The following is a 21,760-nucleotide window of genomic DNA, read 5'->3' as shown; positions in this document are numbered from 1 at the left end:
CGTCCCGCGCCCCCGGTTCCCCGTGTGGACCCGGGGGCGCGGTGCGTCCGGGGCCGTACGGGGAGCCGGGTGGTCACACCATCGGATCATCGCCGCGAGCCGCTGTTGACATGGCCATGTGCCGACATGAGGCTTATGCGTCGGTGCACCCACACGTCGGAACGACAGTCAGGGGGGCTCATGAAGACACGCAAGGCCGGATGGAGACGCACGGCGAGAGCGGTCGGCTCGGCCGCGGCACTGGCTTCCTTACTCCTCACCGGACTGGCCGCCACACCCGCGGCCCACGCACAACCCGCGGCCGACACCGCGGGCGAGGCACTCACCGTATGGACCGCCCAGGTCACCCGGGCCCAGATCCCGCTGCTCCTGAGGGCGGGCGTGGACGGCACGGAACTCGGCACGCAGGTGCCCGAGAAGGGCGCGGGACCGGTCGAGCTGTATCTGACCCGCACTCAGGCCGCCGCGCTGCGCGGCCAGGGCGTGGCGCTCACCGAGAAGAAGCTCTCGCAGCGGACCCTGGGCCGCGTGAAGGCCGCGGGCGACGGCGTCTTCCGCCCGTACAGCGGCGACGGCGGGCTCCGGCAGGAGATCGTCGAGACCGGACAGACGCATCCCGGTCTCACCAAGGTGATCAGCATCGGCAAGACCACCCAGGGCAAGGACATCCTCGCGCTCAAGCTCACCAAGGGCGCCGCGAAGAGCCGCGACGGCAGCAAGCCGTCGGTGCTGTACATGTCCAACCAGCACGCCCGTGAGTGGATCACCCCGGAGATGACCCGGCGGCTGATGCACTACTACCTGGACAACTACGGCAAGGACGACCGCGTCACCAGGATCGTGGACCGCACCGAGCTGTGGTTCGTGCTCTCCGCCAACCCGGACGGGTACGACTACACGCATCAGAGCCCGGCCAACCGCCAATGGCGCAAGACCCTGCGGGACAACAACGGCGACGGCAAGATCGCCCCGGGCGACGGCGTCGACCCCAACCGCAACTTCCCCTACAAGTGGGGCTACGACAACGAGGGGTCCTCCGCCGACCCGGCAGGCGAGACCTACCGCGGCCCCGCCCCCGGCTCCGAGCCCGAGACCAAGGCGCTGGACCGCTTCGAGAAGCGCATCGGCTTCGCCTACGGCATCAACTACCACTCGGCCGCCGAACTGCTGCTCTACGGCGTCGGCTGGCAGGTCGCCACGCCGACCCCCGACGACGTGCTGTACAAGGCGCTCGCGGGCACCCCCGAGCACTCCGCGATCCCCGGCTACCACCCGCAGGTGTCCTCGGAGCTGTACACCACCAACGGCGAGGCCGACGGCCACGCGGCCAACGTCAACGGGATGATGATGTTCACCCCGGAGATGTCGACCTGTCAGACCGCCTCCACCATCGACCCGAACGACGCCTGGCAGCCGCGCGACTGCGCGTCCGTCTTCACCTTCCCGGACGACGAGAAGCTGATCCAGCAGGAGTTCGCCAAGAACATCCCCTTCGCGCTCTCCGTCGCCGAGACAGCCCGGCACCCCGACCAGCCGTCGTCATCGGTCGGCATGACCGCGCCCGACTTCACCCCGGACGCCTTCACCACCTCCTACGCCCGCGGCGCCGCCCAGGACGTCTCCGTCACCGCCCGCAAGAGCGTCCGCGCCAAGACGCTCGCCTACCGGTTGAACGGCGGGCGCACCCACACCGCCTCCCTGCGGCCCTGGAAGGGCGGCGAGACCTACGGCGGCGAGGACAACATCCACTTCGACCAGTACCGGGCCGCGGTCAGGGGCGCGGACCCCGGCGACACCGTGGAGGTGTGGTTCACCGGCCGTACGGAGGACGGCGAGCGGACCGCGAGCGAGCCGTTCACCTACACCGTCGCCGAGCGGCCCCGCGCCGACACGCTGGTGATCGCCGAGGAGGGCGGCGACTCCCCGGCCCTGCACCTCGCCGCGTACACCGACGCGCTCGCCCGGAACGGCCGCAAGGCCGCCGTCTGGGACGTGGCCACCCAGGGGGCGCCGTCCGCGCTCGGGGTGCTCGGTCACTTCAGGACGGTGCTCTGGTACACCGGCGCCCAGAAGCCCGGCGGCGCCACCCTGCTCGCCGTGCGCGACTACCTCAACGAGGGCGGCAAGCTGATCACCACCGGTGAGCAGGCGGGTGGCAGCTCCGTGGTGGGCCCGGCCGACACCGACGACTTCAGCCAGTACTACCTGGGCGCCGACGGCCGCCTCACGATGCAGTCGCCGCCCGAGTACCAGGGCGGCGGGGCGCTCGACGGCACCTCCGCGACGCTCGGCGACGCGCCCGGCAACCCCCTGGACGCCGCGGGCGCGTACACCGTCACCTCCGATGTGCTGCCGCCGGAGGACTTCCCGCAGTTCCGCAGCGCGGGCGCGGGCGCGTACTCCGGCGCACGCACCCCGTACCAGCCCTACGAAGGCGAGTGGATGGCCGCCGCCGTCCACCGGAACAGCTCCTGGACGCGGCTGTCCCGCACCGTCGACCTGACCGGGGTGAGCGCCGAGGACGAGCCGAGCCTGACCTTCCGGCTCAGCTACGACACCGAGCCCGGCTACGACCATGTGATCGCCGAGGCGCACACCGTCGGCGAGGACGACTGGACCACGCTCCCGGACGCGGGCGGCGCCAGCTCGGACCGGGTCCCGGCCGAGTGCGAGGCGGGCTTCCTGCTGACCGCCCACCCGTTCCTGAAGCGCTATCTGACGGCCACCGACGATGGCTGCCGCGCCGAGGGCGGCACGGGCGCCTGGAACAGCTTCACGGGCTCCTCGGGCGGCTGGAAGCCGGTCACCCTGGATCTGAGCCGCTACGCGGGCGAGAAGGTCGAACTGGCCCTCTCGTACGTCACCGATTCGAGCGTCGGCGGCCGCGGCGCCTTCGTCGACGGCACCGCGCTCGTCACCGGCGGCGACACGCGGGACGCCGAGGGCTTCGAAACGGCGCTCGGCCCCTGGTCGGTACCGGGGCCGCCGGAGGGCAGCCCCGCGAACGCGGCGGACTGGACGCGCTCGAAGGAGCTGTTCCGCACCGCGGCCGCGGTCACCACCCGGGACACCGTGCTGCTCGGCTTCGGCCTGGAACACGTACGGGACGCCGCCCAGCGGGCGTCGCTCGTGGGGAGCGCGCTGCGTGCGCTGCGCCGTTGACAGAGTGTGACGAATCGTGACTGAATCGGCGGCCCATGCCCCTTTCCGGTGGTCATGGGCCGCCGACGCCAATGTCACGGACGTTCCGTGATAGCGGTAGGGTCGGAGGCGGTCGGGGATTCCCAAACAGCTCGCCGGCGTCCAGACCGGCACACCAACGAGGAGATCGGTTCGTGACGATCCGCGTAGGCATCAACGGCTTTGGCCGCATCGGTCGCAACTACTTCCGCGCGCTCCTGGAGCAGGGCGCGGACATCGAGATCGTCGGTGTCAACGACCTGACCGACAATGCCACCCTGGTGCACCTGCTGAAGTACGACTCCATCCTCGGACGGCTGAAGCACGAGGTCAGCCACACCGAGGACACCATCACGGTGGGCAACCAGACCTTCAAGACCATGGCCGAGCGCGACCCGGCCGCCCTTCCGTGGGGAGAGCTGGGAGCCGACATCGTCGTCGAGTCCACCGGCATCTTCACCAAGCGTGACGACGCGGCCAAGCACCTGGCCGCAGGCGCCAAGAAGGTCCTGATCTCCGCGCCCGCCAAGGACGAGGACATCACGATCGTGATGGGCGTCAACCAGGACAAGTACGACGCGTCCCAGCACGACGTCATCTCCAACGCCTCCTGCACCACCAACTGTGTGGCGCCGATGGCCAAGGTTCTCGACGAGAACTTCGGCATCGTCAAGGGCATGATGACGACGGTCCACGCGTACACCAACGACCAGCGCATCCTTGACTTCCCGCACAAGGACCTGCGCCGCGCCCGCGCCGCCGCGGAGAACATCATCCCGACCTCCACCGGCGCCGCCAAGGCCACCGCCCTGGTCCTGCCGCAGCTCAAGGGCAAGCTGGACGGCATCGCGATGCGCGTCCCGGTCCCGACCGGCTCGGTCACCGACCTGGTCCTGGAGCTGGACCGCGAGGTCACCAAGGACGAGATCAACACCGCCTTCCAGAAGGCCGCCGAGGGGCAGCTCAAGGGGGTCCTGGAGTACACCGAGGACCCGATCGTCTCCTCGGACATCGTCAACTGGCCGGCGTCCTGCACCTTCGACTCCTCCCTGACCATGGTCCAGGGCAAGCAGGTCAAGGTCGTCGGCTGGTACGACAACGAGTGGGGCTACTCCAACCGCCTCGTCGACCTGACCGTCTACGTCGGCGGCCGGCTCTGACCCTGCCGCGATGAGCGAGAACGGGGCCCGCTACGGCACACGTCGTAACGGGCCCCGTGCCATGAACAAGGAGTCACTCTGTGAAGACGATTGACGATCTCCAGGTCGACGGGAAGCGGGTCTTCGTCCGCGCCGACCTCAACGTCCCGCTCGACGGCGAGACGATCACCGACGACGGCCGGATCCGCGCCGCCGTGCCGACCATCTCCGCGCTCCTGGACGCGGGCGCCAAGGTGGTCGTCGCCTCGCACCTCGGCCGCCCCAAGGGCGCGCCCGACCCGCAGTTCTCGCTCGCCCCGGTCGCCAAGCGGCTCGGCGAACTCCTCGGCAAGCAGGTCGCGTTCGCGACCGACACCGTGGACGACAGCGCCCGGGCCACCGTCGCGGGGCTCGCCGCGGGCGAGGTCGCGCTGCTGGAGAACCTGCGCTTCAATGCCGGTGAGACCAGCAAGGACGACGCCGAGCGCGGCGCCTTCGCGGACCGGCTCGCCGCCCTCGCCGACCTCTACGTGGGCGACGGCTTCGGCGCGGTGCACCGCAAGCACGCCTCCGTGTACGACCTCCCGGCGCGGCTGCCGCACGCCGCGGGCGGGCTGATCGCCACCGAGGTCAGCGTCCTGAAGAAGCTCACCGAGGACGTCCAGCGGCCGTACGCGGTGGTCCTCGGCGGCGCCAAGGTCTCCGACAAGCTCGGCGTCATCGACCACCTGCTGGAGAAGGCCGACCGCATCCTGATCGGCGGCGGCATGGCGTACACCTTCCTCAAGGCCCAGGGCCACGAGGTCGGCAAGTCGCTGCTCCAGGAGGACCAGGTCCCGGCCGTCCAGGAGTACCTGCGGCGGGCGCAGGAGCGCGGCGTGGAGTTCGTGCTGCCCGTCGACGTCCTCGCGGCGGACGGGTTCCCGGACCTGAAGACCAAGGCCCCGGCGCATCCGCAGGTCGTCCCCGCGGACGCCATCCCGGCCGACCTGGAGGGGTTGGACATCGGTCCGGACACCCGCAAGCTGTACGCCTCGAAGCTCGCCGACACGGCCACCGTCTTCTGGAACGGCCCGATGGGCGTCTTCGAGCACCCCGACTACGCCGACGGCACCAAGGCCGTGGCCCAGGCGCTCCTCGACAGCCCCGCCTTCACCGTGGTGGGCGGCGGCGACTCCGCCGCGGCCGTCCGCATCCTGGGCTTCGACGAATCCGCTTTCGGCCATATCTCGACCGGCGGCGGAGCGAGCCTCGAATACCTCGAGGGCAAGACGCTCCCCGGCCTCGCCGCACTGGAGGACTGAACACCGTGAGTGACCGCACCCCGCTGATGGCGGGCAACTGGAAGATGAACCTCAACCACCTCGAGGCCATCGCCCACGTCCAGAAGCTCGCCTTCGCGCTCGCCGAAAAGGACTACGAGGCCGTCGAGGTCGCGGTTCTGCCGCCCTTCACCGATCTGCGGTCGGTGCAGACCCTGGTCGACGGCGACAAGCTGAAGATCAAGTACGGCGCCCAGGACATCTCCGCGCACGACTCCGGCGCGTACACCGGCGAGATCTCCGGTCCGATGCTCTCCAAGCTGAAGTGCACCTATGTGGCCATCGGCCACTCGGAGCGCCGCCAGTACCACGCGGAGACCGACGAGATCTGCAACGGCAAGGTCAAGGCGGCCTTCCGTAACGACCTCACCCCCATCCTGTGCGTGGGCGAGGGCCTGGACATCCGCAAGGCGGGCCAGCAGGTGGCGTACACCCTCGCGCAGCTGGACGGCGCCCTCAATGACGTCCCGGCCGAGCAGGCCGAGACCATCGTGATCGCGTACGAGCCGGTCTGGGCGATCGGCACCGGCGAGGTCGCCACCCCCGAGGACGCCCAGGAGGTCTGCGGGGCCATCCGCGGCCGGCTGGCCGAGCTGTACAGCCAGGAGCTGGCCGACAAGGTCCGGATCCAGTACGGCGGCTCGGTGAAGTCCGGGAACGTGGCGGCGATCATGGCGCAGCCGGATGTGGACGGCGCCCTGATCGGCGGCGCCGCGCTGGACGCGGACGAATTCGTCAAGATCGTTCGATTCCGCGACCAGTGAGTAGGCCCTGAGCCGGGCCTCGTCGTACTCTGTCGGGGGTCGTGGTGGCGCATTTCGCGCCTCCCCGGCCCCCGTCTCCCGTAAGAAACCGTCCGTAACGAGCCCGAGAGAGTTGGTCCAGCCGTGATCATGGGGTTTTCGATCGCCCTCATCATCTTGAGCCTTTTGATGATGATGCTGGTGCTCATGCACAAGGGGAAGGGCGGGGGTCTGTCCGACATGTTCGGTGGCGGAATGCAGTCCTCCGTCGGTGGCTCTTCGGTCGCTGAGCGCAACCTGGACCGCATCACCATCGTGGTCGGGTTGCTGTGGTTCGTCGTCATCGTCGTGCTCGGCCTGTTGATGAAGCTCGACTGACGTTCGACCGAAGCGCGGTCGGGGCCCGATTCCGGCCCGATAACTGACGTACCGTCGTCAGTGCGGCGGATTCGCGGCCTATCATGGGGTGGCGTCCTCAAGGGCGGGTGTAACTCCTCTCGATGGACGCGCGTTGGGCCTTACGTAGTCTGGGGCGCCGGGCAGCGGGGCCGCCATTCGATGCTTCGCGGCACCATCACGCAGGGAGTTACGACCGTGGCAAGTGGCAACGCGATCCGTGGAAGTCGGGTCGGAGCGGGGCCGATGGGAGAAGCCGAGCGAGGCGAATCGGCGCCGCGCCTGCGCATCTCCTTCTGGTGCTCGAACGGGCACGAGACCGTGCCGAGCTTTGCCAGCGACGCGCAGATCCCGGACACGTGGGACTGCCCCCGCTGTGGCTTCCCGGCCGGCAAGGACCGGGACAACCCGCCGGACCCGCCCCGCACCGAGCCGTACAAGACGCACCTCGCCTACGTGCGGGAGCGGCGCAGCGACGCCGACGGCGAGGCGATCCTCGCCGAGGCGCTCGCCAAGCTCCGCGGCGAGATCTGAGCAGAGCCCAGCGACAGCGCGCGACGACGGCCCGGCCGGGCACCCCTGACGGGGGTGCGCGGCCGGGCCGTTGTCAGTGCCGCGGGCTACCGTCAATTAGGTTGGTGGACAACGGGGGCCAGGCACCGATGAGAAGTGGGCTGATGTCCGAGATGAACGCAGAAGGCCGCACCAGGCTCGATCAGCTGCCGGAGTGGAGCGCACTGGCCGAGCACCGCAAGGCGCTGGGCGACGCGCATCTGCGCGAGCTGTTCGCGAACGACCCGGAGCGCGCGAGCAGGTTCACGCTCCAGGTCGGCGATCTCCATGTCGACTACTCCAAGAACCTGGTGACGGACGAGACGCTGCGGTTGCTGCGCGAGCTGGCGTCGGCGACCGGCGTGACCGCCCTGCGGGACGCGATGTTCCGCGGTCATAAGATCAACACCACCGAGAACCGCGCGGTGCTGCACACCGCGCTGCGCGCGCCCCGCTCGGCGGTCATCACGGTGGACGGCGAGGACGTCGTCCCCGAGGTGCACGCGGTCCTCACCAAGATGAGCGTGTTCGCCGACCGGATCCGGGCCCGGGACTGGCACGGCCACACCGGCATGCCCATCAAGAACATCGTCAACATCGGCATCGGGGGCTCCGACCTGGGCCCGGCGATGGCGTACGAGGCGCTGCGCGCCTACACCGACCGCGAGCTGGTGTTCCGCTTCGTCTCCAATGTGGACGGCGCCGATCTCCATGAGGCGGTGCGCGACCTGGACCCGGCGGAGACGCTGTTCATCGTCGCCTCCAAGACCTTCACCACTATCGAGACCATCACCAACGCCGTCTCCGCCCGCGAGTGGCTGCTGAGCGGGCTCGGGGCCGGTGACGAGGCCGTCGCGAAGCACTTCGTGGCGGTGTCGACCGCCGCGGAGAAGGTCGCCGAGTTCGGCATCAACACGGACAACATGTTCGAGTTCTGGGACTGGGTCGGCGGCCGGTATTCGTACGACTCGGCGATCGGCCTGTCCCTGATGGTCGCCATCGGCCCGGACTGCTTCCGCGAGATGCTGGCCGGGTTCCACCTCGTGGACGAGCACTTCACCACCGCCCCGCCGGAGCAGAACGTACCGCTGCTGCTCGGCCTGCTGGGCGTCTGGTACGGCGACTTCCACGACGCCCAGGCGCACGCCGTCCTGCCCTACAGCCACTACCTGTCCAAGTTCACCGCCTACCTCCAGCAGCTGGACATGGAGTCCAACGGCAAGTCGGTGGACCGGGAGGGCGAGCCGGTCCGCTGGCAGACCGGCCCGGTGGTCTGGGGCACCCCCGGCACCAACGGCCAGCACGCCTACTACCAGCTGCTCCACCAGGGCACCAAGCTGATCCCGGCCGATCTGATCGGCTTCGCCAAGCCGGTGGATGACCTGCGGCCCGGGCTGGTGGCCCAGCACGATCTGCTGATGGCCAACCTCTTCGCCCAGGGGCAGGCGCTGGCCTTCGGCAAGACGCCGGAAGAGGTCGCCGCCGAGGGCGTGCCCCCGGAGCTGGTGCCGCACAAGACCTTCCAGGGCAACCGCCCCACCACCACCATCCTGGCCGCCGAGCTGAGCCCGGCGGTGCTCGGCCAGCTGATCGCGCTCTACGAGCACAAGGTGTTCGTGCAGGGCGCCATCTGGAACATCGACTCCTTCGACCAGTGGGGCGTCGAGCTGGGCAAGGTGCTCGCCAAGCGGGTCGAGCCCGCGCTGACCGAGGGCGCCGAGGTGCCGGGGCTCGACGCCTCCACGGCCCGCCTCGTCGCCACGTACCGCTCGCTGCGCGGCCGCTGAGACGCCCCGAGCAGCAGCGACGCCCCGAACAGCAGCGATCCCCCGTGCGCACGCAGGCGCACGGGGGATCGCTGGGTGAAGGAGCCTTATGGCGAGGCCGGTGGGTACAGCTCGCGCGGTAGACCGCTCGCCGCCGCCCGGTCCAGCAGCCACAGGGTGCGACTGCGGCCGTACGCGCCCGCCGCCGGGGCCTGGATCTCCCCGGCCCCCGACAGGGCGATGGTCACCGCCTTCGCCTTGTCCTCACCGGCGGCCAGCAGCCACACCTCCCGGGCCGCGCGGATCGCGGGCAGCGTCAGCGAGACCCGGGTGGGCGGCGGCTTGGGCGCGCCGCGCACCGCGACCACCGTCCGCTCGGTCTCCCGGACGCCCGGCAGCTCGGGGAAGAGCGAGGCCACATGGGTGTCCGGCCCGACGCCCAGCAGAGCTACGTCGAAGGACGGCGCCGCGCCGTGGTTCTCCGGCCGCGCGGCGCGGCCCAGCTCGATGCCGTACGCCTCCGCGGCGGCCTCCACGTCGCCGCCGTGCGGACCGTCGGACGCGGGCATCGGGTGCACCCGCGCCGGGTCCAGGTCGACCGCGTCCAGCAGCGCCTCCCGGGCCTGGGTGACGTTCCGGTCGGGGTGGCCGTCGGGCAGGAACCGCTCGTCGCCCCACCACAGGTCCAGCCGCGACCAGTCCACCGCGTCGCGCGCGGGGGACGCGGCGAGGGCGGACAGCAGGCCGTTGCCGTTGCGGCCGCCGGTCAGGACGACGGAGGCGGAGCCCCGGGCGGCCTGGGCGTCCACGATCTTCGTGATCAGCCGGGCCGCGGCCGCCTGGGCCATCAGCTCCTTGTCGCGGTGGACGACGACCTGCGGAGCGCTCACTTCTCCGCCTTTCCGTTGCCCTTTCCCTCGGCCTTTCCGCCCGGCTTCAGGTCCGAGGGCTTCGGAGCCGGAGGGGACGAAGGGGCTGAAGGAGCCGCCGGTGGCTGGGCCGGGGCCTGCGGCGGGGCAGGGGTGTTCGTCGGGGACGGAGCCGAGCCCGGGTCGCGCGTCGGCAGCGGCGGCCGGGGCGGGGCCGGGGGCGCGGGCGCCTCGGCGGTCGCGGTGCCGCCACCATTGGCTGCCGCGGCGGGCGCCGGGTTGTGCCGGGCCGCACCGCCGCCGTTCAGCTTGTTCACGCCGAACTTCACCGAGATCGCGTACATCTCGTCCGGGTCCAGCCGCCGCAGCTCCTCGGCGATCAGCTCCGACATCTCCCGCCGCTGGAGCGCGACGTGCCGGTCCGGCTGGCCCGGCATCGCCAGCTCGGCCAGCGCACCGTCGGCCCGGTCCAGGCAGATCACGCCGTCGGCCGTCTCCAGCCGCACCGCGGTCAGCCCCGGGCCCTCGGAGATCTGCCGGTCGACCGGGACCCGCAGCCGCTCGGCGAGCCACAGCGCGAGCAGTTCGCTGCTCGGGTTGTACGCCTCGCCCTCGACGACCGCGGAGGTGATCTTCGAGTGCTTCTGGTCCAGGGCTGCCGCCAGCACACTGCGCCACGGGGTGATCCGGGTCCACGCCAGGTCGGTGTCGCCCGGGGTGTACGTCTCGGCCCGCAGGCCCAGCGTGGCGACCGGGTCCTCGGTGGCCTGGGCGTCGGTGATGCGGCGCTGGGCCAGCTGCCCCAGCAGGTCCTTGGCGGGGTGCTCCGGGGCGTCCTCGGGCCACCACACCACGACCGGGGCGTCCGGCAGCAGCAGCGGCAGGACCACCGAGTAGGCGTGGTTGGCGAGTTCGCCGTGGAGCCGAAGCAGGACCGTCTCACCGGTGCCGGTCTCGCCGCCGACCCGGACCTCGGCGTCCATCCGGGCCATCTTGCGGTCGCGCGGCGAGCGGCCCGGCCGCTTGATGACGACCAGGATGCGCGAGGGGTGTTCCTTGGATGCCTCGCTCGCGGCCTTCAGCGCGTCGTAGTGGTTGCCCTCGTCGGTGACGATGACGAGGGTGAGCACCATGCCCACGGCCGGGGTGCCGGTGGCCCGGCGCGCCTGGACCAGAGCGGAGTTGATCCGGCTGGACGTGGTGTCCGTGAGATCGATGTTCATGGCCGCCGCCAGCTCCGTCCGTCTCGTGCGAGCATCTCGTCCGCGGCCTTCGGCCCCCAGGTACCGGCCGTGTACTGCTCGGGCTTCCCGTGCTTGTCCCAGTACTCCTCGATCGGGTCGAGGATCCGCCAGGACTCCTCCACCTCCTGGTGGCGCGGGAAGAGGTTCGCGTCGCCCAGCAGGACGTCGAGCAGCAGCCGCTCGTACGCCTCGGGGCTGGACTCGGTGAAGGACTCGCCGTACTGGAAGTCCATCGTCACATCGCGGATCTCCATGGAGGTGCCGGGCACCTTGGAGCCGAACCGGATGGTGACGCCCTCGTCCGGCTGCACCCGGATGACCAGGGCGTTCTGCCCCAGCTCCTGGGTGTCGGTGGCATCGAAGGGGGAGTGCGGGGCGCGCTGGAAGACCACGGCGATCTCGGTGACCCGGCGCCCCAGCCGCTTGCCGGTGCGCAGGTAGAAGGGGACGCCCGCCCAGCGGCGGTTGTCGATCTCCAGCTTGACCGCGGCGTAGGTGTCGGTATTCGACTCCGGGTCGATGCCGTCCTCTTCGAGGTAGCCGCGCACCTCCTCGCCGCCCTGCCAGCCGTGTGCGTACTGGCCGCGCACGGTGTGCTTGCCCAGTTCACGCGGCAGCTTGACGGCGTTGAGCACCTTCAGCTTCTCGGTGACCAGCGCCTTGGCGTCGAAGGAGGCGGGCTCCTCCATGGCGGTCAGGGCGAGCAGCTGGAGCAGGTGGTTCTGGATGACGTCCCGGGCGGCGCCGATGCCGTCGTAGTAGCCCGCGCGGCCGCCGATGCCGATGTCCTCGGCCATGGTGATCTGTACGTGGTCGACGTACGAACGGTTCCACAGCGGCTCGAACATGGTGTTGGCGAAGCGCAGCGCCAGGATGTTCTGGACTGTCTCCTTGCCCAGGTAGTGGTCGATCCGGAAGACATCGCTGGGCCGGAAGACCTCGTGGACGACCTGGTTCAGCTCCTGGGCGCTCTCCAGGTCGTGGCCGAAGGGCTTCTCGATGACGGCGCGCCGCCAGGAGTGGTTCTGCCCGTCGGACAGCCCGTGCTTCTTGAGCTGCTGCACCACGTTGGGGAAGAACTTGGGCGGCACCGAGAGGTAGAAGGCGAAGTTGCCGCCGGTGCCGCGGGCCTTGTCCAGCTCCTCTATGGTCGCCCGCAGCTTCTCGAACGCCTCGTCGTCGGAGAACTCCCCGGGTACGAAGCGGAATCCCTCGGCGAGCTGCTGCCAGACCTCTTCGCGGAACGGGGTCCGCGCGTGTTCCTTCACGGCGTCGTGGACGACCTGGGCGAAGTCCTCGTGCTCCCAGTCGCGGCGGGCGAAGCCGACGAGCGAGAAGCCCGGCGGCAGCAGGCCGCGGTTGGCCAGGTCGTAGACGGCGGGCATCAGCTTCTTGCGGGACAAGTCACCGGTGACCCCGAAGATGACCAGGCCGGACGGCCCCGCGATGCGCGGGAGCCGCCGGTCCTTCGGGTCACGCAGCGGATTGCTGCTGATGGTCAAGGTGTTCACGCCTCCGACGGTGCGAGGCGGTTCAGCTCCGCCTCGGTGGACTTCAGCAGGTCGTTCCAGGACGCCTCGAACTTCTCGACGCCCTCGTCCTCCAGAAGCTGTACGACCTCGTCGTACGAGATGCCGATCGAGGCCAGCGCCTCGATGTCGGCCTTGGCCTGCTCGTAGGCACCGGCCACGGTGTTGCCCTTGATCTCGCCGTGGTCGCCGACCGCGTCGAGGGTGGCTTCCGGCATCGTGTTCACGGTGCCCGGGGCGACCAGATCGTCGACGTACAGGGTGTCCTTGTAGGCCGGGTCCTTGACGCCGGTCGAGGCCCACAGCGGGCGCTGCCGGTTGGCGTTCGCCCGGTCCAGGGCGGCCCAGCGCTCGGAGCCGAAGACCTCCTCGTACGCCTGGAAGGCGAGGCGGGCGTTGGCCAGGGCGGCCTTGCCGCGCAGCGCCTTGGCCTCGTCGGTGCCGAGCTTGTCGATGCGCTTGTCGATCTCGGTGTCCACCCGGGACACGAAGAAGGACGCCACCGAGTGGATCTTGGAGATGTCGAGGCCGGCGGCCTTCGCCTTCTCCAGACCGGCCAGGTAGGCGTCCATGACCGCGCGGTAGCGCTCCAGGGAGAAGATCAGCGTGACGTTGACGCTGATGCCCAGGCCGATCACCTCGGTGATCGCCGGGAGTCCCGCCTGGGTGGCCGGGATCTTGATGAAGGTGTTCGGGCGGTCCACCAGCCAGGCCAGCTGCTTGGCCTCGGCGATGGTGGCGGCCGTGTTGTGGGCCAGCCGCGGGTCGACCTCGATGGAGACCCGGCCGTCCTGACCGCCGGTCGCGTCGTGGACCGGGCGCAGGATGTCGGCGGCGTCCCGGACGTCCGCGGTGGTGATCATCCGGACGGCTTCCTCGACGGTGACCTTGCGGGCCGCGAGATCGGTGAGCTGCTGCTCGTAACCGTCGCCGCCGGAGATCGCCTTCTGGAAGATCGACGGGTTGGTGGTGACGCCGACGACGTGCTGCTGGTCGATCAGTTCGGCGAGATTGCCGGAGGTGATCCGCTTCCGGGAGAGGTCGTCGAGCCAGATCGCGACGCCTTCGTCGGCCAGCCGCTTGAGTGCGTCTGTCATGGGGTGTGTCTCCTGTTGCTCGTCGCTGTTCAAGTCGGATGCGGGCTCACTGCCCGGCGGCGTCCAGGGACTCGCGGGCGGCGGTGACCACGGCGTCGGCCGTCAGGCCGAACTCCCGGTAGAGCACCTTGTAGTCGGCGGAGGCGCCGAAGTGCTCCAGCGAGACGATGCGGCCCGCCTCGCCGACGTAGCGGTACCAGGTCAGACCGATACCGGCCTCGACGGCCACGCGCGCCTTCACGGACGGCGGCAGCACGCTGTCGCGGTACCCCTTGTCCTGCTCCTCGAACCACTCGATCGAGGGCATCGAGACGACGCGGGTCGGCACACCGGCGGCCTGGAGCTGCTCGCGCGCCTCGACGGCGAGCTGGACCTCGGAGCCGGTGCCGATCAGGATCACCTGCGGCTGGCCGCCCTCGGCCTCGAACAGGACGTAACCGCCCTTGGCGGCGTTCTCGTCGGCCTCGTACGTCGGCACGTTCTGCCGGGTGAGCGCGAGGCCGTGCGGGGCAGGGTTGGCGCCGTGGCGGCGGGTGATCTCGCGCCAGGCGATGGCGGTCTCGTTGGCGTCGGCCGGGCGGACGATGTTCAGGCCCGGGATGGCGCGCAGCGCGGACAGGTGCTCGACCGGCTGGTGGGTGGGGCCGTCCTCGCCGAGGCCGATGGAGTCGTGCGTCCACACGTAGGTGACCGGCAGCTTCATCAGCGCGGCCAGCCGCACGGCCGGGCGCATGTAGTCGGAGAAGACGAGGAACGTACCGCCGTAGACACGGGTGTTGCCGTGCAGCGCGATGCCGTTCATGGTCGAGCCCATGGCGTGCTCGCGGATGCCGAAGTGGATCGTCCGCCCGTACGGGTCGGCCTCCGGCAGCGGGTTGTCCTTGGGGAGGAAGGACGAGGACGCGTCGATGGTGGTGTTGTTGGAACCGGCGAGGTCGGCCGAGCCGCCCCACAGCTCCGGGAGCACCCCGCCGAGCGCCTTGAGCACCTGGCCGGACGCCTTGCGGGTGGCGACGTCCTTGCCCGCCTCGAAGACGGGCAGCGCGCTCTCCCAGCCCTCCGGCAGCTCACCGGCGGTGATGCGGTCGAACTCGGCGGCGCGCGCGGGGTTGTTGTTGCGCCACTCCTGGAGCTTCTTGTCCCAGGCGGCGTGCGCCTCGCGGCCGCGGTCGACCAGCCCGCGGGCGTGGTTGATCACCTCGGTGTCGACCTGGAAGTGCTGCTCGGGGTCGAAGCCCAGGACCCGCTTGGTGGCGGCGACTTCGTCGGCGCCGAGCGCGGAGCCGTGGGACGCCTCGGTGTTCTGCGCGTTCGGCGCGGGCCAGGCGATGATCGTGCGGGCGGCGATGATCGAGGGGCGCTCGGTCTCGTCCTGCGCCGCCTTGAGCGCCGCGTACAGCTGCTCGATGTCGAAGTCGCCGCTGGCCGCCTGCTCGATGCGCTGGACGTGCCAGCCGTACGCCTCGTACCGCTTCAGTACGTCCTCGGACAGCGCGGTGGCGGTGTCACCCTCGATGGAGATGTGGTTGTCGTCGTACAGCGCGACGATGTTGCCCAGCTTCTGGTGTCCGGCCAGCGAGGACGCCTCGGCGGAGATGCCCTCCTCCAGGTCGCCGTCGGAGACGATCGCCCAGATGGTGTGGTCGAACGGGGAGGCGCCCTCGGGCGCCTCCGGGTCGAAAAGACCGCGCTCGTAGCGGGCGGCCATCGCCATGCCCACCGCGTTCGCGATGCCCTGGCCGAGCGGCCCGGTGGTGGTCTCCACACCGGTGGTGTGGCCGTACTCCGGGTGGCCCGGGGTGAGGCTGCCCCAGGTGCGGAAGGACTTCAGGTCCTCCAGCTCCAGGCCGAAGCCCGCCAGGTAGAGCTGGACGTAGAGAGTGAGGCTGGTGTGCCCGGGGGAGAGGACGAACCGGTCACGGCCCGCCCAGTCCGCGTCGGAGGGGTCGTGCCGCATGAGCTTCTGGAAGAGAAGGTACGCGGCGGGCGCGAGACTCATGGCCGTGCCAGGGTGGCCGTTACCGACCTTCTGTACGGAGTCCATGGCCAGGACGCGGGCGGTGTCCACGGCCCGCTGGTCCAGATCGGTCCATTCGAGGTCTGTGGTAGTCGGCTTGGTGCTCACCCTGAGTCAGGGCTCCTCTCCACAATGTCGCTGTCCGGTGACCGTGTGCACACCGGCGAGGTCGAGCCTACCCCTGTAAGAACGGTCATCTTTTCGAGTTCCACTCAACGCCATACGAAACGAATCTCAAGGTCGTGGCATTCCCTCGGAGTTCTCTCCGAGAGCCATGGAATACAGCGTTCCGGACGTTGTACGGGGCGTCCGCGCAGGTCTTCGAGGGGCATCAACACGACCCGACCCCGGCGGCAGGCGGCGTATCCGCTACGTCTAGAGTGGCGTGGTACGCGCAAGTCTTTACCGGGGTTTCATCTCCGGTGCTTGCTGGTTCTTGCTTCCACCAGGGGTGTGCGTGACGGCCGTCGAATCCCGTCCTGCGGGGGTGCTCGAAACGAGCGAATCGAGCCTCGGGCAGCGGCTTCCCGGCCGCCGGCCGTTCGGGGCCCGGGTCAAGGCGTTCGTGACGCTGACCAAGCCGCGCGTCATCGAGCTGCTGCTGATGACCACGGTGCCGGTCATGTTCCTGGCCGCCCAGGGCGTGCCGGACCTGTGGCTGGTCCTCGCGACCTGCGTCGGCGGCTATCTGTCCGCCGGTGGCGCCGCCGCGTTCAACATGTACTACGACCGCGACATCGACGCGATGATGGACCGCACGTCGCAGCGTCCAGTGGTCACCGGCATGGTCTCGCCGCGCGAGTGCCTGGTCTTCGCTTTCTCGCTCGCCGTCGTGTCCACGGCCTGGTTCTGGTTTCTGGTCAACCCGCTGTCCTCGATGCTGGCCCTCGGTGCGCTGGTCTTCTACGTCGTCGTCTACACGATGTTGCTCAAGCGGCGTACCTCGCAGAACATCGTCTGGGGCGGAATCGCGGGCTGTATGCCGGTGCTCATCGGATGGTCGTCGGTCACCAATGAGGTCTCCTGGGCCGCGGTGATCCTCTTCCTTGTCATCTTCTTCTGGACGCCGCCGCACTACTGGCCGCTGTCGATGAAGGTCAAGGAGGACTACGAGCGGGCGAGCGTGCCGATGCTGCCCGTCATCGCGGGCAACAAGGCGGTCGCCCGGCAGATCGTCCTCTACAGCTGGCTCATGGTCGGCGTCTCGCTGCTGCTGTGGCCGCTCGGCTACACCGGCTGGTTCTACCCGGTGGCGGCGACCGTGCTGGGCGCGTTCTGGCTCAAGGAGGCGCACGGGCTCCAGGCGCGCGCCCGGGCCGAGGTCACCGGCGCGAAGCTCAAGGAGATGCGGCTGTTCCACTGGTCCATCACCTATGTCTCGCTGCTCTTCGTCGCCGTCGCCGTGGACCCCTTCCTGCGGTGATCCCCTTCCGGGCGTAATTACCGGCGGGTAGCATCGGTGGTATGGCAGATACCACGCAGGCGTCCCCGAAGGACGAGAAGCGGGCCCAGCGACTCGCCCACCAGATCACGGCCTTCGCCAAGAGCCACGGCGGCAGCGCCGAGGGCCAGCTCGCCCACATCGGGCGCGGCACCGTCCGGATCGCCCTGGTGGGCGCCAACGGCGAGTGGGGCACCCTGGTCGCCCCCTCCCAGGAGACGGCCCGCCGCGCGGTGGAGATCGCCGGGCTCGCGCTCCAGGACGACTTCGACGGCGACCTCGCGGCGAAGGTCCGTACGGGCCCGTACGAATGGAAGCGGATGGCCGGTATCCAACTGGGCGGCCCCCGCAACACCTGAACCGCCGGAGTCTCCCCCGCCGGACCGGCACAATGGGGCCGCGCCCGCATACGGCCGGTCCGCCGGTCCGCCGGACCCCGACCGGCGACACCTCGTGCGGCATCCGGGCGTTAAGCCCTGCGATGCCGGAGGGCGAGGAGGCGGCGGCGATGGACGAGGCGACGGGTTCCCCGGAGACCCTGGGGCCTTGCAAACACGCCCCAGAGCCCGCTACCGGCTCGGTGCCCCGGGACGGACCGGGCGTGGAGCTGCCGCCGCTGGTCGATCAGCACGGCCACGGCATCGTCCACGGCGAGCTGGGCCTCGGCTCGTTCGAGACGCATCTGGCCACCGCCGCGGGATCGGGCCCGGCCCCGGCGGGGACCACGTACTTCGACAGCTGGACCGGGCTCGCCGTACGCCGCTGGTGCCCGCCGCTGCTGGGCATGGAGCCGCACTGCACGCCCGTGCGCTATCTCGCCCGCCGCCGCGAGCTGGGCGCCTACCGCGCCGCCCGGCTGCTGCTGCGCGGCGCGGGCATCGGCACCTTTCTGCTGGAGTCGGGCACCCCCAGCGACCTCACCTCCCCCGCCGAGCTGGCGGCGGCCGCCGAGGGCCGGGTCCATGAGGTCGTACGGCTCGAACCGCTGGCCGAGCAGGTCGCGGACACCTCGGGGACGGTCGACTCGTTCATGGGCAACACCGCCGAGGCCCTGTACGCCGCCGCCCAGCACGCCACCGCCTTCGCGCTGGGCATCACCTTCTGCGACGAGACCCCGCCCGACCCGCGCGAGGTGCGGCGCGCGGCGGCCCGAAGGCTCTCCGCGCGCCCGGTCCGCAACCGGGCGCCCGACCCCGTGCTCGCCCAGCACCTGATGTGGAGCGCCGTGGCGACCGGGCTGCCGGTGCAGCTGCACTGCGCCGATCCACAGCCGCTCATCGGCTTCTTACGCGCCACCGCCGGGTTCGGCACCGACCTGGTGCTGCTGCCCGACCGGCCGCACCACCGCCGCGCGGCCCAGCTCGCCGCCGTCTTCCCGCACGTCTACGCGGACGCGGGGCCGCGGCCCGCGGAGACGCTGGGCGAGGCGCCGTTCGGCAAGCTGCTGTTCTCCACCGGCGCCCGAGCGCTGCCCGAGCTGTATGTGACCGCTGCCCGGCTGTTCGGGCAGGCCATGGACCGGCTGGCGGCCGAGTGGGTCGCCGACGGCATCTGCACGAGGGCGGAGGCCCGGCGGATCGCCGGGCTGGTCGCGGCCGGGACGGCGCGCCGGGTCTACCGGCTGGACGCGGCGGGCTCGGGCTCCGGGTCGGTGTCCGCCGGGGTCTCCGGCTGAATGGTCTCGTGGTCGTCCGTGGGGCCGTGCTCCGGGACGGCGGCGAGCGCGGGGCGCTCGCGCTGTGCGAAGAACACCCGCAGGACCGCGATCCACACCAGGCAGGACCCGAACATGTGGACGCCGACGATCACCTCGGGCAGGCCCGTGGCGTACTGCACGTACCCGATCACGCCCTGGAGGAGCAGCACGCCCAGCAGGTCGAGCACCGTACGGCGCACGGCCGCCGGGGCCTGCACGGCGCGCAGCACGAACCACAGGGCGACGGTGAGGCCCAGCACGATGTAGACGAAGTCCACGTGCAGCTGGGTGATCTCCTGCCAGTCCAGCGGGATCCGGTGCACCTCGCGGGCGTCACCGGCGTGCGGGCCGGAGCCGGTGACCACGGTGCCGAGCAGGATCAGCGTCAGGGTCGCGCCGACCAGCAGCCAGGTCAGCTGGCGCACCGGCCGGACCACCAGGTCGCGCGGCGCGCCGTCGCCCTCGCGGGAGCGCTGCCAGACCACCATCGCGACCGTGAGGAGTGCGGTGGCCAGCAGGAAGTGCGAGCTGACGATGTACGGGTTCAGGCCGGTCAGGACGATGATGCCGCCGATGACGGCGTTGCTCATGATCAGCCAGAACTGGACCCAGCCCAGCCGGGTGAGGGAGCGGCGCACCGGCTGACGGGCCCGGGCGGCAATGATCAGCAGGCCGACGAACGCGCACAGCACGTACGTCAGCATGCGGTTGCCGAACTCGATGGCGCCGTGGATGCCCATGTCGGCGGTGGGTGTCAGGCTCCCGGAGGTGCACCTCGGCCAGGTGTCACAGCCCAGCCCGGACTCGGTCAGCCGCACCGCGCCCCCGGTGACGACGATGACCACGGCCATCACCACGGTGGCGAGCGCGGCGCGCTCCACGAAGCGCGCGGAGGGCTGCCAGCGCCGGGCGATCAGCTCGAACGGATTCAGCGAATTCGGCACGGAGCCATCGTAGGACGGAGCTTGTGCAGCTTTTCACGAGGGTCCCGGTTACCGGGGGACACGAGGTTCACGTACCCGGGGAAGCCCCTCGCTCCGCGCGGATCAGCGGATCACTCCCAGCGGAAGAACCGCGCCGCCGCCCCGAGCCCCAGCACCGCCCACACGGCCAGGATCGCCAGGTCCCGCCAGGGCATTCCGGCGCCGTCCTGGAGGACGTCCCGCAGCCCGCCGGAGAGCGCCGAGATCGGCAGCAGCTCCAGGACGCCCCGTACGGCGCCCGGGAACTTGTCCAGTGAGACGATCACCCCGCCGCCCACGAGCAGCAGCAGGAAGACCAGGTTGGCGGCGGCAAGGGTCGCCTCGGCCTTCAGGGTGCCCGCCATCAGCAGTCCGAGCCCGGAGAACGCGGCGGTGCCGAGGACCAGCAGCAGCACCACGGCGAGCGGGTCGCCGTGCGGCGACCAGCCCAGCGCGAAGGCGATCGCCGTCAGCAGCACGATCTGGAGGACCTCGGTGACCAGCACCGCGCACGTCTTGGCGGCCATCAGCGCCCAGCGGGGCAGCGGGGAGACGGCGAGCCGCTTGAGCACGCCGTACCGCCGCTCGAAGCCGGTGGCGATGGCCTGTCCGGTGAAGGCGGTGGACAGGACGGCGAGCGCCAGCACGCCGGGCGCGAGGAAGTCGACGGCGTTCCCGGGGACGCCGGTGGCGCCCGTGTCAACGATATCGACGCTGCTGAAGAGCACCAGGACGAGGGACGGGATGACGACGGTCAGCAGCAGCTGCTCGCCGTTGCGCAGCAGCATCCGGGTCTCCAGCGCGGCCTGCGCGCGGATCATCCGCAGCAGCGGTGCCGCCCCCGGCTTGGGGAGATAGGTGCCTGTGGCGGTCACGCGCGCAGCTCCTTACCGGTCAGCTCCAGGAAGACGTCCTCCAGGGTGTGCCGCTCGACCGAGATGCGGTCGGGCATGACGCCGTTCTGTGCGCACCAGGAGGTGACGGTGGCCAGCATCTGCGGGTTGACCTTGCCGGTGACCCGGTAGCCGCCGGGGGTCAGCTCGGCGGCCGTGCTGTCGACGGGCAGCGCCTTGAGCAGCGAGGCCAGGTCGAGCGCGGGGCGGCCGGTGAAGCGCAGGGTGTTCTCGGCGCCGCCGCGGCACAGCTCCTCGGGGGTGCCGTGGGCGATCACCTTGCCGCCGTCGATGATGGCGACGTGGTCGGCGAGCTGTTCGGCCTCGTCCATGTAGTGCGTGGTCAGCACGACGGTCACGCCGTCGCGGCGCAGATCGCGGACGAGGTCCCAGGTGGCGCGGCGGGCCTGCGGGTCGAGTCCGGCGGTGGGCTCGTCGAGGAAGACCAGTTCGGGGCGGCCGACGACGGCCATGGCGAGCGCGAGCCGCTGCTGCTGGCCGCCGGAGAGCCGCCGGTAGGTCGTACGGCCGCAGGAGCCGAGGCCGAGCCGGTCGATGAGGTCGGGGACGTCCAGGGGATGGGCGTGGAGGGAGGCGGTGTGGCGCAGCATCTCTTCTGCGCGCGCCCCGGAATAAACCCCTCCGGACTGGAGCATGACGCCCACCCGCGGCCGCAGCGCCGCCGCGTCGGCGACCGGGTCGAGGCCGAATATGCGGACCGTCCCGGCGTCGGGGCGGCGATATCCCTCGCAGGTCTCGACGGTGGTGGTCTTGCCGGCGCCGTTGGGGCCGAGGACGGCGCTCACGGTGCCGCGGCCGACGGACAGGTCGAGCCCGTCGACGGCGGTCTTCGAGCCGTACCGTTTGACCAGGCCGACGACGCCGACCGCGGGCTCTTCTCGCATGTCCGGCAG

18 protein-coding genes are annotated in these 21,760 nt (G+C 70.6%); 10 read left to right on the top strand and 8 right to left on the bottom strand.

The window, feature by feature from the left end:
- The first annotated feature begins 180 nt into the window (after positions 1-180).
- The 7 genes from HYQ63_RS11010 to pgi all read left to right on the top strand — a co-directional run bounded on the left by HYQ63_RS11010 (position 181) and on the right by pgi (position 9,119).
- On the top strand, positions 181-3,162 hold the full coding sequence (locus HYQ63_RS11010; protein WP_179933658.1) for a M14 family metallopeptidase: 2,982 nt from the start codon (positions 181-183) through the stop codon (positions 3,160-3,162).
- A 173-nt stretch (positions 3,163-3,335) separates the two neighbouring features.
- Entirely contained in the window at positions 3,336-4,340 is a 1,005-nt protein-coding gene (gene gap / locus HYQ63_RS11005; RefSeq protein WP_123108006.1) for a type I glyceraldehyde-3-phosphate dehydrogenase, read from the top strand.
- A gap of 80 nt (positions 4,341-4,420) precedes the next feature.
- Positions 4,421-5,623: a phosphoglycerate kinase gene (pgk, locus tag HYQ63_RS11000; RefSeq protein ID WP_179933657.1), complete on the top strand. Its 1,203-nt coding sequence runs from the start codon at positions 4,421-4,423 to the stop codon at positions 5,621-5,623.
- 5 nt (positions 5,624-5,628) lie between these two features.
- Positions 5,629-6,405: a triose-phosphate isomerase gene (gene tpiA / locus HYQ63_RS10995; protein ID WP_179933656.1), complete on the top strand. Its 777-nt coding sequence runs from the start codon at positions 5,629-5,631 to the stop codon at positions 6,403-6,405.
- 129 nt (positions 6,406-6,534) lie between these two features.
- Complete coding sequence (gene secG / locus HYQ63_RS10990) at positions 6,535-6,762, top strand: preprotein translocase subunit SecG (protein WP_039942143.1); 228 nt, start codon at positions 6,535-6,537, stop codon at positions 6,760-6,762.
- A 216-nt stretch (positions 6,763-6,978) separates the two neighbouring features.
- A complete protein-coding gene (locus tag HYQ63_RS10985) occupies positions 6,979-7,314 on the top strand; it encodes an RNA polymerase-binding protein RbpA (protein ID WP_009718803.1) in 336 nt (111 codons plus the stop codon).
- Positions 7,315-7,466: 152 nt separating this feature from the next.
- Positions 7,467-9,119, top strand: a complete 1,653-nt coding sequence (gene pgi / locus HYQ63_RS10980; RefSeq protein ID WP_179939962.1) for a glucose-6-phosphate isomerase — start codon at positions 7,467-7,469, stop codon at positions 9,117-9,119.
- Between the two features lie 86 nt (positions 9,120-9,205).
- Here the strand turns inward: pgi and pgl are convergent, their stop codons facing one another.
- Genes pgl through tkt form a run of 5 tightly spaced genes read right to left on the bottom strand, consistent with a single transcriptional unit; the run spans position 9,206 to position 15,962 of the window.
- Positions 9,206-9,988, bottom strand: a complete 783-nt coding sequence (pgl, locus tag HYQ63_RS10975; RefSeq protein ID WP_179933655.1) for a 6-phosphogluconolactonase — start codon at positions 9,986-9,988, stop codon at positions 9,206-9,208.
- A complete protein-coding gene (gene opcA, locus HYQ63_RS10970; RefSeq protein WP_179933654.1) occupies positions 9,985-11,190 on the bottom strand; it encodes a glucose-6-phosphate dehydrogenase assembly protein OpcA in 1,206 nt (401 codons plus the stop codon). Before opcA ends, pgl begins: the two co-directional genes overlap by 4 nt.
- The gene (gene zwf, locus HYQ63_RS10965; RefSeq protein WP_179939960.1) at positions 11,187-12,713 is read right to left on the bottom strand and encodes a glucose-6-phosphate dehydrogenase; all 1,527 of its coding nucleotides are present in this window, start codon (positions 12,711-12,713) and stop codon (positions 11,187-11,189) included. The genes opcA and zwf overlap by 4 nt, the downstream gene beginning before the upstream one ends.
- Positions 12,714-12,718: 5 nt before the next feature.
- Entirely contained in the window at positions 12,719-13,837 is a 1,119-nt protein-coding gene (gene tal / locus HYQ63_RS10960) for a transaldolase (protein WP_179933653.1), read from the bottom strand.
- Between the two features lie 46 nt (positions 13,838-13,883).
- Positions 13,884-15,962, bottom strand: coding sequence for a transketolase (gene tkt / locus HYQ63_RS10955; protein ID WP_179933652.1), 2,079 nt, complete (start codon positions 15,960-15,962; stop codon positions 13,884-13,886).
- A 349-nt stretch (positions 15,963-16,311) separates the two neighbouring features.
- Here tkt and HYQ63_RS10950 point away from each other — a divergent pair, with 349 nt between their 5' ends.
- From HYQ63_RS10950 to HYQ63_RS10940, 3 genes are all read left to right on the top strand, one after another.
- Positions 16,312-17,277 (top strand): heme o synthase, encoded by a 966-nt coding sequence (locus tag HYQ63_RS10950; RefSeq protein ID WP_179933651.1) that lies wholly within the window; start codon positions 16,312-16,314, stop codon positions 17,275-17,277.
- A gap of 41 nt (positions 17,278-17,318) precedes the next feature.
- Positions 17,319-17,654 (top strand): hypothetical protein, encoded by a 336-nt coding sequence (locus HYQ63_RS10945; RefSeq protein ID WP_179933650.1) that lies wholly within the window; start codon positions 17,319-17,321, stop codon positions 17,652-17,654.
- Positions 17,655-17,803: 149 nt separating this feature from the next.
- Positions 17,804-18,970 (top strand): amidohydrolase, encoded by a 1,167-nt coding sequence (locus tag HYQ63_RS10940; protein WP_257231796.1) that lies wholly within the window; start codon positions 17,804-17,806, stop codon positions 18,968-18,970.
- Here HYQ63_RS10940 and HYQ63_RS10935 read toward each other — a convergent pair.
- The 3 genes from HYQ63_RS10935 to HYQ63_RS10925 form a co-directional block, all read right to left on the bottom strand.
- The gene (locus HYQ63_RS10935) at positions 18,910-19,935 is read right to left on the bottom strand and encodes a heme A synthase (RefSeq protein WP_179933649.1); all 1,026 of its coding nucleotides are present in this window, start codon (positions 19,933-19,935) and stop codon (positions 18,910-18,912) included. The genes HYQ63_RS10940 and HYQ63_RS10935 overlap by 61 nt on opposite strands.
- A gap of 110 nt (positions 19,936-20,045) precedes the next feature.
- Positions 20,046-20,828 carry an ABC transporter permease gene (locus HYQ63_RS10930; RefSeq protein ID WP_179933648.1) on the bottom strand — a complete coding sequence of 261 codons (783 nt, stop codon included), beginning with the start codon at positions 20,826-20,828 and terminating at the stop codon, positions 20,046-20,048.
- The gene (locus HYQ63_RS10925; protein ID WP_179933647.1) at positions 20,825-21,751 is read right to left on the bottom strand and encodes an ABC transporter ATP-binding protein; all 927 of its coding nucleotides are present in this window, start codon (positions 21,749-21,751) and stop codon (positions 20,825-20,827) included. Before HYQ63_RS10925 ends, HYQ63_RS10930 begins: the two co-directional genes overlap by 4 nt.
- Positions 21,752-21,760: the final 9 nt, after the last annotated feature.

The sequence above is a fragment of the Streptomyces sp. Rer75 genome (genome assembly GCF_013414305.1).
Classification (GTDB): domain Bacteria; phylum Actinomycetota; class Actinomycetes; order Streptomycetales; family Streptomycetaceae; genus Streptomyces; species Streptomyces himastatinicus.
Note: the sequence above shows the minus strand (reverse complement) of the source record. Positions and strands in the feature narration are given on the sequence as shown.

Excerpts from the sequence above, each read along its gene's own strand:
- tal (WP_179933653.1), bottom strand. The coding sequence starts at position 13,837 with ATGACAGACGCACTCAAGCGGCTGGCCGACGAAGGCGTCGCGATCTGG.
- HYQ63_RS11010 (WP_179933658.1), top strand. The coding sequence starts at position 181 with ATGAAGACACGCAAGGCCGGATGGAGACGCACGGCGAGAGCGGTCGGC.
- HYQ63_RS10940 (WP_257231796.1), top strand. The coding sequence starts at position 17,804 with ATGGACGAGGCGACGGGTTCCCCGGAGACCCTGGGGCCTTGCAAACAC.
- HYQ63_RS10925 (WP_179933647.1), bottom strand. The coding sequence starts at position 21,751 with ATGCGAGAAGAGCCCGCGGTCGGCGTCGTCGGCCTGGTCAAACGGTAC.
- pgi (WP_179939962.1), top strand. The coding sequence starts at position 7,467 with ATGAACGCAGAAGGCCGCACCAGGCTCGATCAGCTGCCGGAGTGGAGC.
- HYQ63_RS10945 (WP_179933650.1), top strand. The coding sequence starts at position 17,319 with ATGGCAGATACCACGCAGGCGTCCCCGAAGGACGAGAAGCGGGCCCAG.
- opcA (WP_179933654.1), bottom strand. The coding sequence starts at position 11,190 with ATGAACATCGATCTCACGGACACCACGTCCAGCCGGATCAACTCCGCT.
- secG (WP_039942143.1), top strand. The coding sequence starts at position 6,535 with ATGGGGTTTTCGATCGCCCTCATCATCTTGAGCCTTTTGATGATGATG.